This is a genomic window from Psychromonas sp. SR45-3 (genome assembly GCF_014163575.1).
GTDB classification, from domain to species: Bacteria; Pseudomonadota; Gammaproteobacteria; order Enterobacterales; family Psychromonadaceae; genus Psychromonas; species Psychromonas arctica.
The window spans coordinates 63,882-76,246 of sequence record NZ_JACJDP010000020.1 but is presented as its reverse complement, the minus strand read 5'-3'; the positions used below and the strand labels follow the sequence as shown (position 1 = coordinate 76,246).

The 12,365-nt window shown below is 38.4% G+C and carries 12 protein-coding genes; 4 read left to right on the top strand and 8 right to left on the bottom strand.

Annotated features, from left to right (window positions below; all coding sequences use genetic code 11):
* The coding region (tnpC, locus tag H5084_RS12005) for an IS66 family transposase (RefSeq protein ID WP_182690613.1) at nt 1-973 on the top strand (973 nt) is incomplete at its 5' end.
* Here the strand turns inward: tnpC and H5084_RS12000 are convergent.
* A complete protein-coding gene (locus H5084_RS12000; RefSeq protein ID WP_182690612.1) occupies nt 892-1,593 on the bottom strand; it encodes a TenA family protein in 702 nt (233 codons plus the stop codon). The two genes, tnpC and H5084_RS12000, sit on opposite strands and share 82 nt — an antisense overlap.
* Before the next feature lie 255 nt (nt 1,594-1,848).
* On the opposite strand from H5084_RS12000, the gene H5084_RS11995 reads away from it, so the two are divergent.
* Nucleotides 1,849-2,229: a VOC family protein gene (locus tag H5084_RS11995; protein ID WP_182690611.1), complete on the top strand. Its 381-nt coding sequence runs from the start codon at nt 1,849-1,851 to the stop codon at nt 2,227-2,229.
* Nucleotides 2,230-2,353: 124 nt separating this feature from the next.
* Here the strand turns inward: H5084_RS11995 and H5084_RS11990 are convergent, their stop codons facing one another.
* From H5084_RS11990 to H5084_RS11965, 6 genes are all read right to left on the bottom strand, one after another.
* Nucleotides 2,354-3,157, bottom strand: coding sequence for an ABC transporter ATP-binding protein (locus tag H5084_RS11990; RefSeq protein WP_182690610.1), 804 nt, complete (start codon nt 3,155-3,157; stop codon nt 2,354-2,356).
* Nucleotides 3,154-4,059: an ABC transporter permease gene (locus H5084_RS11985; RefSeq protein ID WP_028870488.1), complete on the bottom strand. Its 906-nt coding sequence runs from the start codon at nt 4,057-4,059 to the stop codon at nt 3,154-3,156. Before H5084_RS11985 ends, H5084_RS11990 begins: the two co-directional genes overlap by 4 nt.
* A 12-nt stretch (nt 4,060-4,071) precedes the next feature.
* Nucleotides 4,072-5,031, bottom strand: coding sequence for an ABC transporter substrate-binding protein (locus tag H5084_RS11980; RefSeq protein WP_028870487.1), 960 nt, complete (start codon nt 5,029-5,031; stop codon nt 4,072-4,074).
* Between the two features lie 443 nt (nt 5,032-5,474).
* The gene (gene rpsO / locus H5084_RS11975) at nt 5,475-5,744 is read right to left on the bottom strand and encodes a 30S ribosomal protein S15 (protein WP_028870486.1); all 270 of its coding nucleotides are present in this window, start codon (nt 5,742-5,744) and stop codon (nt 5,475-5,477) included.
* A gap of 265 nt (nt 5,745-6,009) precedes the next feature.
* Entirely contained in the window at nt 6,010-8,427 is a 2,418-nt protein-coding gene (locus tag H5084_RS11970; protein WP_259396785.1) for an ABC transporter permease, read from the bottom strand.
* Entirely contained in the window at nt 8,424-9,110 is a 687-nt protein-coding gene (locus tag H5084_RS11965) for an ABC transporter ATP-binding protein (protein ID WP_182690608.1), read from the bottom strand. Before H5084_RS11965 ends, H5084_RS11970 begins: the two co-directional genes overlap by 4 nt.
* Here H5084_RS11965 and tesA point away from each other — a divergent pair.
* Nucleotides 9,109-9,711: a multifunctional acyl-CoA thioesterase I/protease I/lysophospholipase L1 gene (gene tesA, locus H5084_RS11960; RefSeq protein WP_182690607.1), complete on the top strand. Its 603-nt coding sequence runs from the start codon at nt 9,109-9,111 to the stop codon at nt 9,709-9,711. The two genes, H5084_RS11965 and tesA, sit on opposite strands and share 2 nt — an antisense overlap.
* 364 nt (nt 9,712-10,075) lie before the next feature.
* Nucleotides 10,076-10,951 carry a DMT family transporter gene (locus tag H5084_RS11955; protein WP_037072483.1) on the top strand — a complete coding sequence of 292 codons (876 nt, stop codon included), beginning with the start codon at nt 10,076-10,078 and terminating at the stop codon, nt 10,949-10,951.
* 210 nt (nt 10,952-11,161) lie between these two features.
* Here H5084_RS11955 and H5084_RS11950 read toward each other — a convergent pair whose 3' ends face one another.
* Nucleotides 11,162-11,854 (bottom strand): PEP-CTERM sorting domain-containing protein, encoded by a 693-nt coding sequence (locus H5084_RS11950; RefSeq protein ID WP_182690618.1) that lies wholly within the window; start codon nt 11,852-11,854, stop codon nt 11,162-11,164.
* Nucleotides 11,855-12,365: the final 511 nt, after the last annotated feature.

Here is a 12,365-nt window from a genome sequence, read left to right as displayed (position 1 = left end):
AGCTCAACTTATTACTAGTAAATACCAATATGGTTTACCGCTTTATCGCCAAGAAGCGATGTTCAAGCAATACGGTATCGAGCTCAGTCGCCAAACCATGAGCAGTTGGATAGACAAATCAGCCATCCGCTTCGCCCCCTTAGTTGAAAGACTGAAAGACGAGCTGCTAAAGCAGCCCACGCTGTTTGCCGATGAAACGCCATTGAAAGTGGTCAAATCTGATAAAGTGAATAGTTACATGTGGGTCTATTGCTCAGGGCAAGACTCACCAGTCCCGAATCATTCTATCCCTAATATCGTACTTTACGACTTCCACAATAGTCGCGCAGCCACCTGCGTGGTCGATTATCTTGATGGTTATCGAGGCTACTTGCATGTTGATGGCTATCAAGCTTATGGTAAAACACAGGCTACCCTCGTAGGTTGTTGGGCGCATGCTAGACGCAAGTTCATTGACGCGAAAAAGCTACAAGGCAAAAATAAAGCAGGTAAAGCCGATGTAGTATTGAGTCTCATCCAGAAACTGTATGGCATTGAATCCCGTATTAAAGATAAAAGTATCGATGAAAAATACACAGCAAGGCAAGCAGATAGTTTGCCTATTCTTAATAAGCTAAACACATGGCTTGAACAGAATCAGCGACAATTAGTCGGTAACAGCAAGCTAATAGAAGCCGCTAACTATCTAGCCAATCAATGGCAGAAGTTGATACGCTACCTAGATGATGGTCAATTAAGTATTGATAACAATCGGGCAGAGCGAGCAGTAAAACCGTTTGTGATAGGCCGAAAGAATTGGTTGTTTAGCCAAACGACCAATGGTGCCCATGCTAGTGCGACACTTTACAGTATTGTAGAAACCGCCAAGGCAAATGGTCTGATCCCATTTGATTACGTCAATGCTTGCCTTGATGAACTGTGCAAACCAGAGCCCGATATCGATAGCTTGTTGCCATGGAATATTAAATTGTAGGTGTGGTTCGCTAGACGCTTACTTTGTTGTTGCTGTACATCTGCATTATTAAATGCAATATCAAGTTGAGTACGTAAATGATCTACTACCGATTCAAAATACTCTCCAGAATGTAAGTTTACCCATTCTCCAAAATAGAAGGGTAATGTTTTAATCAATTTAGCGTAATCTGTACGTTCAAAAACAGGTTGTGCCCAACTTAAATACACCCACTCGGCAACGCACAACACGGCGACCATATTTCCATATTCACCACTGTTAGCCGCTTTTAGCATTAACGCTTGAAAATCACTGGTTGGTGTTAATAATTTAGGTGCTGTTCGCTTCGAGTCAGCAACTGATAATATGTCAAAAGACCGTTGAAAATAGGTATTCTCCGGACCGGCTATATTCCCTAGAAAATGCGCTAATGGCAGACGGTCAGGCAGAGATGGAGCATGATGAATAGCGGAAGCAGCTAAGCGAACAAAATTATCAATAAAAGTATAATCCTGAGCTAAATAAACGCGCATTTTATCCAATGCTAAGCTGCCATCTGCAAGCTCAATACAAAAAGGATGGTTTGTTGCTTTTAACCAATCATCAATACAAGTTTGTTTTAATTGTTCACTTGGGCGCATTACTTTTCCTAGTTCAATTTATAATTATTAAAAAAACAATACTACTGGTTTAAATTGATTATGTTCATATTATATTTATTTTAATTCATTACCTATAAAGTCTAAAAATTGAATTTTTGTCGTCGCCCTCTCTGCAAACACGCTTAAGTTTACATAAAGTACATTCCTTGTTCACTGTTATCCCTTGTTCGCTGTTATTAAGGTTATCCATTACGTTGATTTTTTAGAAAGTAAGTTATCACTAAGGAGGAAAGTATGTCCATGAACCCTGTCGGTTGGTTTGAAATTTATGTCGATGATTTAGCCAGAGCTAAAACATTTTATGAAGCTGTGTTTGAGGTTAATTTAGAAGTACTAGGAGATCCTAATGAATCAAGCATTCAGATGCTCGCTTTCCCTTCTGATATGGAAAAATATGGTGCTACTGGTGCATTAGTGAAGATGGATCATGTTATTGCCGGTGGTGGCGGTACTCTTGTTTATTTTGCATGTGATGATTGTGCAATTGAAGCGGCAAGAGCAAAAACTGCCGGCGGTTCAATACAAAGACCTAAAATGGACATTGGTGAATATGGATTTATTTGTTTAGTGTTAGATTCTGAAGGTAATATGATTGGTTTACATTCAATGAACTAATATCAGTTTCATTAAGCATATGATCAATTATTGGCAAGGAAAAATGCATCAATTTAACAATATTTAGCAAGCATAAAAAAAGAGCCTTCAGGCTCTTTTTTTGTTTTACTAGTAACGAAGTAATTTAAGCCCCTAGCAACAACTTATCATCATCCAATTCTTCACCGTCAGTTCGCGCTTGTGCAAATAGGTTTAATAAATCTTTGACTTCGTAATTAGCACGTTGCTCGCCGGCTAAATCAAAAATAATTTTACCTTCATGCAACATGATAGTACGAGAGCCATGGTCTAACGCTTGACGCATTGAATGGGTTACCATCATCACGGTTAATTGCTTTTCAGCAATAATTTGTGAGGTGATATCCATGATTAATGCCGCTGTTTTTGGGTCCAATGCCGCGGTGTGTTCGTCTAATAATAGAATAGTGCTAGGCTGTAGAGCCGACATCAATAAACTAACGGATTGACGTTGCCCGCCAGATAATAATCCCATCTGACTTTCTAGACGGTCTTCAATACCTAAATTCAAACGCGCTAACTGTTCACGAAAAATTTCTCGTGTTTTAGTGTTTAGTGCTGATGAAAGACGCCCTCTTTTGCCTCGACCATAAGCTAACGCCATGTTTTCTTCAACGGTTAAATCACCACAAGTTCCTGCTAATGGGTCTTGAAAAACACGCGCAATATCTGCTGTTCTTCCCGTTGCAGGTACTTTAGTCACATCACGCTCACCAAATAGAATTTGCCCTTTGGTGCTGTTGATATCACCAGCAATTGTATTTAACAGCGTTGATTTACCTGCACCGTTAGAACCAATAACAGTAACAAATTCACCTTGCGGTATGGTTAAGTCAATGCCACGTAATGCTAACTTTTCAGTGGGTAAACCACGATTAAACGTAACATGTAACTCTTTACAACTAATCATGCTTCTTTCCTCGCTGCTTGTTTAGCTTTCCATTCATTGCGTAGCTTAGGAAAGATCAATGCCAAGGCAACCAGTACTGCCGTGATCAAGTTTAAATCTGACGCACTAAAGCCTAAGAAATCAGCATTAAGTGCCATAGAAACAGCTAGTCGATACAATACAGAACCAACAATACAGCTTAATACGATCACATACATTGAGCGGCTAGCAAACAATGATTGACCAATGATAACCGCTGCTAAACCAACTACGATAGTACCGATACCCATTGTGGAATCGGCAAAGCCATTGGTTTGAGCGAACAATGCGCCAGCTAATCCCACTAAACCGTTGGAAAGAGCCAATCCAGCATAGACTTTTTGCTTGACCACAATACCATTGGCTTGCGCCATACGTTTATTAGAGCCTACGGCGCGCATTGCTAAGCCATATTGTGTTTTTAAGAACCACGCGACTAATAACCCACCAATCAAAGCACAAACAGCCACAAATATAACGCGCATATACATGTCAGGCAGACCAAATATCCCCTCGAAAGGCGTTAAAATGGTCGGTTCCATAATTAATGCTACATTTGGTTTACCCATTACACGCAAATTAATAGTGTAGAGAGCAGTCATGGTTAAAATACTGGCTAACAAATGCAGAATGTCAAAACGTAAGTTTAACCAAGCGGTGACCAAACCTGCACATGCGGCAGCAATGGTCCCTGCGAGGGTTGCTAATAATACATTAACGCCCATTACAATTAGGGTTGCAGTAACAGCAGCCCCAAGTGTAAAACTACCGTCAACGGTTAGATCTGGAAAATCCAAAATACGAAAAGTAAGGTATACCCCAATGGCAACCAAGCCATAAATGAGGCCAATTTCTAACGTACCTAAAAATGAAAAAAGTGACATATTGTTCCGTTCTTATTTAATAACTTTAGTTGCACGAGCAAGTACAGTAGCTGGTACTTCTACACCCATTTTTGCAGCCATTTTAGGGTTAACATAAAGGTCCGTTCCTTGTGCCATTTTGACATCAATTGAACCGGCTTTTTCACCTTTGAGAATACGCACGACGATATCACCCGTTTGACGACCTAAATCAAAGTAGTTGTAACCAACAGCAGCAACAGCACCACGAGAAACAGTATCTGTATCACCAGCAAACACAGGAATTTGCGCATCAATACCCACTTTAATGACGGATTCAACAGCACTAATAATCGTGTTATCGATTGGGCAATAGATAGCATCTACTTTGCCAACCAGTTGTTTTGTTGCAATCATTACATCAGCAGATTTAGGCGCTGCAGATTCAATTACTTCAATACCCATTTCAGCAGCCGCTATTTTTAACGCTGCAACACTTGAAACAGAATTAGCTTCACCTGGATTGTACGGTACACCAACGGTTTTTAAGTTAGGCACAAACTCTTTGATCAAGGCTAAATGTTGTCTCACATTCACCATGTCAGATAAACCAGTAACATTACTGCCTGGTTGTTTTAAAGTCGGTACTAACTTAGCACCAATTGGGTCCGTTACTGCAGAAAACACAATCGGGATATTACGACTCACGCTAACAGCTGCTTGCGCTGAAGGTGTTGCAATAGCAACAATCACATCAGGTTCATCACCGACCATTTTACGTGCAATTTGTGCAGCAATAGCGGGTTGGCCCTGAGCACTTTCGTAAGTAAATTTTAATTCGTCACCCGTGTAACCATTTTCTTCTAAAACTAATTTAACACCGTCTCGAACTGCATCTAGTGCAGGGTGTTCAACAATCGCAGTGGTTGCAACGTAAACAGGTTTAGCTTGCAAACCTGTAGAAATGACTGCAGCAGCCAGAAGAGTACTTTTAACAATTGAATTTAGCTTCATAATTTAATCCCTTAGGTAATAGCAACCATAATAAATAAGTATTCTATTTATGACTAGAATCACGTATTTAATATAATCGATATAAGCTTTGTGTATAGAAGAGTTGATGTCATACCAATCAATAAACTTAAGACATTTATTTTCATTTGGCGTTAATATATTGCGCTTAACGGTACCAGTTAACTTCAACATTACCAAGTACCTATTCAAATACCTATCGGTAAAATGGTTAGTAGATCACTGTAATATTCTAATGTTCTTGTTAAGGCTAAGTCGACCGTTTTATTGTCTTAATTTAAGATCAAAAATATCTATGTCGATTATAAAAAATACGACCTAAATTTTGTTTATTTGATAACAGGTAAATTCATCTGTCAATTTACCTGAATACAAACAAAAAAAGAGCCCTTAGGCTCTTTTTAAAATCAGTATTTAAGTCGAAATTAACGACGTAGACCTAATTCTGCGATTAATGCTGTGTAAGCTGCAACATTTTTACGCTTTAAGTAGTCAAGTAATTTACGACGTTGACTAACCATGCGTAATAGACCACGACGGCTGTGGTGATCATGGATGTGCTCTTTAAAGTGACCTTGAAGGTGGTTGATTTGTACTGTGTACAATGCAACTTGAACTTCAGGTGAACCAGTATCGCCTTCTGCGCGACCAAATTTTGCTACAATCTCAGCTTTCTGTTCTGCACTTAGTGACATAACGTACTCCGATATTTTGTGGTTATGTGAATAACCTATTTTAATTATTATCGCCGATCACTAATTCAGCGATAAAGTGAGAGCCGAAGTTTACGGACTTTTGTACTTAGGTGCAACTATAAAACAAGCTTATTTTACTGCAATCTTATGCTAAAAATTATTTAACAATAAAGAAATAAAGTCACATCGGTTATTGCGCGTTTTATATTGCTCAAATTCAATCATAATGGGACTTTATTTTATATTAATTAGCACACGAGTGAGACTATCTTAGCGGCTTTAACAATGCTTTAATCACTGAACTTAAGCTTACAGAAACCACTAACACAGCCAGTAACGGTAACACCACCCACATACTTGGATGCAGCTGTGCAGGTAATTCAAATCCCCACGTCATCAAGCTCGCTAAAATAACCTCCGCAGCAAGTGCAGCCACCAAACCAGCACTCAATGCTAACAACCCATATTCAGCCCACAAAGTATGGCTGATACGTTTTTTGCTCGCACCTAACGTACGGTATAAGGTGATCTCTCTTTTACGTTCACTCAAGCTTAAACGTAATAAAGTGAATATTAATAAAATACCCGCCATTACCCCTAAGGCAGCAAGCCCAGTTAAAGACCATGAAATTTGTCTTAATAATCCCTGTATTTTATCTGCCATAGTACGAAGATCTAACAAAGTAACGGTTGGATATGAGCGTGCTAATTGATTAACTAATGGAGTTTGATCTTGGCCTGCTCTAAAACTAACCATCCACGTTGCAGGTAAATCAGCAATCACGTCTTCACTGAATATAAACACAAAGTTAGGTTTTAAGCTTTGCCATTCAACCGCACGAATAGAGTTAACCGTCGCTGTAAAAGGTTGGCTATTCACTTCAAAAGTCAGTTTATCACCTAAGGTTATACCTAGTTCACTGGCAACCTCTTGCTCAATAGAAACGGTTTTTTCACCTGTCCATTCACCAGCGACAACGTCATTATAAACCGGTAGTTGTTTCGCCCAGGTAAAGTTAATTTCACGTTTTAAGATACGGACATCTTTATCTTCATAAGCAGCCAATTCGGTGGTGCTTATTGCATTGATGTCAGTAAGGCGACCTCTGATAATGGCAAATGCATCACTGCGCGGTAATTGCAATGTATCAACTTGCTGCAGGTAACCCTGTTGTTCCTCAGGGCTAATATTAATAGCAAACACATTCGGAGCATCCGCGGCTAAAGTCTGTTGCCAATCACCTAATAAGTCACTTTTAATCAACCAAATCAATGCCACTAACATTAATGAACCGGCCAATGCCGCTAATTGCATCATGCTATTTTTGGGTGACCGATTAATACGGCTTAAAGCCAAGCTAAATGCTGCGCCCCATTTAAGTTTCCCCAGTGCTTTTAGCAATCCATAACTGAGTGCAGCGAGCAACACAAATAAAACCAATAAGCCGACTAACACCATCCACACTAATTTATTACTACCATAAAACACAATTAATGCGCTGATCGGTAATAACAATAACCACCAGCTAGTTTTGGAATAATGTGTGGTGGCTTGCTGCTGAATAACATTAATTGCAGGAGCATCTAATAATCGAGTTAATGGGATTAATAACGCAGGTAAACCGATACAAAGTGCAACGCCAATGGCAAACATAAATGGTTGTAGCCCAACGCTAGGTAATTGTTTAGGTAAAATATCAGCTAATGGTAAGCGTAATAAAAACTCTAACAACAGCCCTGCTGCACTCCCGACAACAAATGCCACAACAAACATGATCAGCACTTGGGTGCTTAACCATATTCTTAACCACGCGCGACTCGCTCCCATACTTTTTAACATTGAAACCGTTTCACTGCGATTTCGAGCATAGTGTAAACAAGTCAAAATCAAGGTCACCGCAGCCATTAAGATCACCATTAAAATGGTTAACGATAAATACTGTTTGGCTTTCCCCATTAACCTTGCGGCACGGCTTTCTTTATTTTGATCAACCCAAGATTCACCAGCTTGTAATGAGTAGTCCTGTTGTAAAGCCGCTAAGGCAGATAGGTCTCCATTGATAAATAGTCGATAGCGTACTCGGCTACCCACTTGTACTGCGCCTGTTTTTTCAAGGTCAGCATCATGAATAAAGAGATTTGGAATGCTATTAAAAGGGTTATAAGCCAGTTCAGGCTCATCTTTGATCACCCCTGTAATAGTTAAGTCTGCATCACCAATCGCTAATGTTTCACCTATTTTTGCATCTAGTAGCGACAATAACCGAGGTGAGATCCATAACTCACCAGGGTTGACTTGATGAGCAACGGTTTCACTATTATTGGTTAAATTTAACATCCCACGCAGCGGGTAATTTGTTTCTACACTTTTAACCGTGACCAATTGCATCTTGAGATCACTAAATGCCATGGTCTGAAATCGGCTTTGTGAAGAGACCGTGAGTCCGGCTTTTTGGGCTTGTTCAACTAACGTATTAGGAATGGGGTTAGACGATCGAAAGACAAGATCAGCCGCTAATAAAGAACGGCCTTGGTTTGTCATCACTTTCTCGACACGTAACGCAAGGGTCGATAATGCCACTACACAGGCAATAATTAGCGTTAATGCCACCATCACAGGCCATAATTGACCAAACCAGATCTCTCGCCAGCTCCAGCTTATTATCATTTTATTGGTTTTCATGCACTTTCCTGACATTGACCATCATTAATAATCAGCGTGCGTTGGCAACGCTTAGCGAGGTTTGCATCGTGAGTCACTAAAATCAGGGTTGTGCCCTGCTCTTGATTCATCTTAAATAACAGCTCAATAATATTTTGCGCTGTTTTCTGATCCAAATTCCCCGTGGGTTCATCAGCAAAAAGAACTTTAGGCTCAGTGACAAAAGCACGTGCTAAGGCAACTCGCTGCTGCTCTCCACCAGAAAGTTGAGTCGGTAAATGAGTTTCGCGACCTGACAGCCCTACTTCGTTTAACAGTTGTTTGGCTTTTTGATTATTGCTGGCTTCATCTTCATTACCACGGAGTACCATCGGTAAGGTGACATTTTGTAAGGCGTTTAAAGAAGGAATAAGCAAAAAGTTTTGGAACACAAATCCGATTGATTCACTACGGATTTTAGCCCTTTGCTCATCATCCATCGCAGAGATAGTTGAATCTAACAAAGTAATAGAACCTGATGTCGGTTGGTCTAGTCCTGCAAGTAAACTCATCAAGGTTGACTTACCTGCACCCGAGGTTCCCATAATAGCAACCGATTCACCGGCATTGATGTTAAAGGAAATCCCCTTTAGGATAGATAGTTCGTTATCATTGCTTATTACTGATTTAGTAATATTCTTAACACTTATAATGGATTGACTCATGATTAAACTCGTTTCCTTATTATTCTCATTGCTATTTTCGTCTTTCGTTTACAGTAACACGTTACTGATTGTGGGAGATAGCCTAAGTGCCGGTTACCAAATGCCAGTGGAGAAAAGTTGGCCTGTATTATTACCGGAACAATTAAAACAACAAAATCAAAAAATTAACGTTGTAAACGCCAGTATATCAGGTGACACAAGTGGCAATGGATTAGCGCGTATACCGGCTTTGTTAAAAAAACATCAACCTGATTATGTTTTAATTGAATTAGGAGCAAATGATGGATTACGTGGTTTTTCACCCACTATTATCAATAATAATTTAAGCATTATTATTGATAATATCCAAGCACAAAATGCGCAGCCTATTTTAATGCAAATTCGTGTCCCGACTAATTATGGGAAACGTTACAGCGAAGCTTTTTCAAGCATTTACCCAGCTTTAAGCGAACAAAAAAACGTTCCTCTGATGCCATTCTTTTTAGAACACGTGATCACTAAACCTGAATGGATGATGAGTGACGGTTTACACCCTAAAGTAGTTGCTCAGCCTTGGATTGCAGAATTTATTGCAACGGAATTAAGAAAAATTATTAAATAATACTCAGCTAGCTAACAATAAGATCACTTAGCTAGCGATAAGACTATACGTATGACACTTCAAAGTACAAAAATGAACGAACCCAGATTTAAAGATATTCTCAATATAAAAAGAAGTGCTAACGGCCATAGATAAGTAAGTGAAAAAGATCCTACGAATCAAAGCACTCAATAAAAATAACAATAATTTAACAAAAAAATGTTCAAAATCACAAGGTTGATTTTAAGTTATTCAAAAATTTAGTTTTTTAAAGTAAAAGTAATTTGAAATAGAAGTGAGTCAAGCATAAAAAATTTCAAATTAAAGTACCTTCATATTAATATCATCAAATGTCTGATAGAAGCATTCCATAGAGTAATCCGTCATGATCAAGAACCAAAAAACCGCCACCCTATTTGCGCTACTCGCTGTATTGATGTGGTCGACAGTTGCCACTGCATTTAAGATAACTTTAACTTATTTTAGTGCATTACAGATGCTGCTTGCAGCTAGCTTAGTCAGTAGCTTAGTTTTGCTCTTTATTTGTTATCGACAACATAAAATAACTTTGCTTAAAACAAGTTTTTTAAAAAGGCCCTACTTCTATCTTTTAATGGGCGCAATTAATCCATTTTTATATTATTTTTTGCTTTTCCAAGCCTATGATTTATTACCTGCGCAACAAGCACAGTCACTAAATTATACTTGGGCGATCACGCTCTCGTTATTGGCTATACCAGTACTAGGGCAAAAATTACGTAGGAATGACATTGTCGCGATTACCTTAGGCTATTTTGGGGCATTGGTTATTGCCACTAAAGGAAACCTATTCGCACTTGATTTTGAAAGCCCTATGGGTGTAGTTTTGGCGCTGCTAAGCACCATACTGTGGGCCTGTTATTGGATATTTAATAGTAAGAATGATGCTGACCCAATGGTCGCTTTATTGCTCTGTTTTTTATGTAGTTTACCCATGGTGTTGTTAACTATATTAATATTCGATGATATTAATATCACCGCTTGGCAAGGTTGGTTAGGTGCTGCTTACATCGGTCTATTTGAAATGGGTCTGGCTTTTGTGGCTTGGTTAACCGCACTTAAATACGCAGAAAGCACCAGTAAGATAAGTAATTTAATTTTTATCTCGCCCTTTGTTTCTTTAGTGCTATTAAGTCAAATTATTGGAGAGACTATCTATCCTGCAACTATCATTGGGTTAGTATTGATAATCACAGGCCTACTGATCCAGAAAAAGGCTTAGTCGCGTAAGTGCATCGAAAAACCAAAGCTTTGCCTCCTGCTAATGTTTGTTTAAAATAAAAACAGACTAAAACAAAAAAGCACCAATCATAACGATTGATGCTTTTTAAGAGGCTATTTATTACATTACTTAGTAACGGTACTAACTGTACCTAAATAACAAGACCTAAACCTAACAATACCTAAAAATCAATCTAGGTATTGATTAGCATTATTTTTTCACTCTACGTGATAATGATAAACCAACTAACGCTAAGCCAAGAATCGCAATAGTTGTTGGTGCAGGCACATTAACGATTAATGAAGGATTATTAAACCCAGCACCTTGGAATACCGTTGACTCACCAAATACAACTAAACCGTTATTGTCTTGAACGCCATTTACCCAGCCTTGAACAATACCAGTCACATCAACAGTAAAAGTACCAAATGCATCGGTTTTAACGTTGCTTACTAAGTCTTTTTGATTGCTTGAAGCTTGAGCATATTCAAATAAAGGTAAAGAACCAGATGCATCACTCCAAGCACTTTCAACTTGTCCTAATAAAACAGTTAAGTTATTTTTATCGTTTAAACGAGAAACAAAATCAAGACTAAATAATGCAGAGAAACCTGAAGCATTAACGTTACTTGCTGTTAAGTTACTTAAATCGAAATTAAGAAAAGTTGCAATACGTTTACTTTCTTGACTTAACTCAGCTCGTTCACGTGCGATAACCTCAGTAGCAGATAAAGTACCACTGTCAACAACACCTGCAAAGTTCGCATCGCCATCAACAGATACGCTAACAATTGAAGTGGGTGTAGTAGTAATTAATGATGCTTGAACACTCGGCACAATAAATACTGACATTAAGCACAAGCTAGTAGTGATGGTCGTAAATAATTTTTTCGAATTAAACATAAGTATTATCCTTTAGTTTTTACTACTATCTGTTCAAATAACAAGTAGGCAGCAATTTATGTATCTCTAACAAGGTATAAAGCAAAAAATATGCCATAAAATATATCACTTTATTTTCAATAAGATAATTTCTTTAAAATATTAACTTGCCTAATTATGCAAAAAAAACCGACACCCATTTAGAGTTACCTCACATGGCTAGTTTAATTACCCATTAATAGATAATGTTATTAATAAACGCTAAACAACCAGCTTTATCTGCTGATATTATCAATCTATTAAGATGACGAGCGATTTATAAGGGGCTCAAAACGTATAAACCAGCTTAAATAACAATGAGCTATTAATTCCAATATAAGTAATGATCTATTCATTTATGCTTGTTAAAATGAATCCTAGCTTCGTTGTTGATTTGATTCAGAACCTCCTGTTCTTCACCACTCTGTGGCCAGCTAAAGCTGTTCAAAATTATTCCATACTATTTTGTGTAAGAGAATAACTAGTTACTGCA

Bases quoted from the DNA above. Each gene is read 5' to 3' on its own strand.
- H5084_RS12000 (WP_182690612.1), bottom strand. From the start codon at position 1,593: ATGCGCCCAAGTGAACAATTAAAACAAACTTGTATTGATGATTGGTTA.
- H5084_RS11995 (WP_182690611.1), top strand. From the start codon at position 1,849: ATGTCCATGAACCCTGTCGGTTGGTTTGAAATTTATGTCGATGATTTA.
- H5084_RS11990 (WP_182690610.1), bottom strand. From the start codon at position 3,157: ATGATTAGTTGTAAAGAGTTACATGTTACGTTTAATCGTGGTTTACCC.
- H5084_RS11985 (WP_028870488.1), bottom strand. From the start codon at position 4,059: ATGTCACTTTTTTCATTTTTAGGTACGTTAGAAATTGGCCTCATTTAT.
- H5084_RS11980 (WP_028870487.1), bottom strand. From the start codon at position 5,031: ATGAAGCTAAATTCAATTGTTAAAAGTACTCTTCTGGCTGCTGCAGTC.
- rpsO (WP_028870486.1), bottom strand. From the start codon at position 5,744: ATGTCACTAAGTGCAGAACAGAAAGCTGAGATTGTAGCAAAATTTGGT.
- H5084_RS11970 (WP_259396785.1), bottom strand. From the start codon at position 8,427: ATGAAAACCAATAAAATGATAATAAGCTGGAGCTGGCGAGAGATCTGG.
- tesA (WP_182690607.1), top strand. From the start codon at position 9,109: ATGATTAAACTCGTTTCCTTATTATTCTCATTGCTATTTTCGTCTTTC.
- H5084_RS11965 (WP_182690608.1), bottom strand. From the start codon at position 9,110: ATGAGTCAATCCATTATAAGTGTTAAGAATATTACTAAATCAGTAATA.
- H5084_RS11955 (WP_037072483.1), top strand. From the start codon at position 10,076: ATGATCAAGAACCAAAAAACCGCCACCCTATTTGCGCTACTCGCTGTA.
- H5084_RS11950 (WP_182690618.1), bottom strand. From the start codon at position 11,854: ATGTTTAATTCGAAAAAATTATTTACGACCATCACTACTAGCTTGTGC.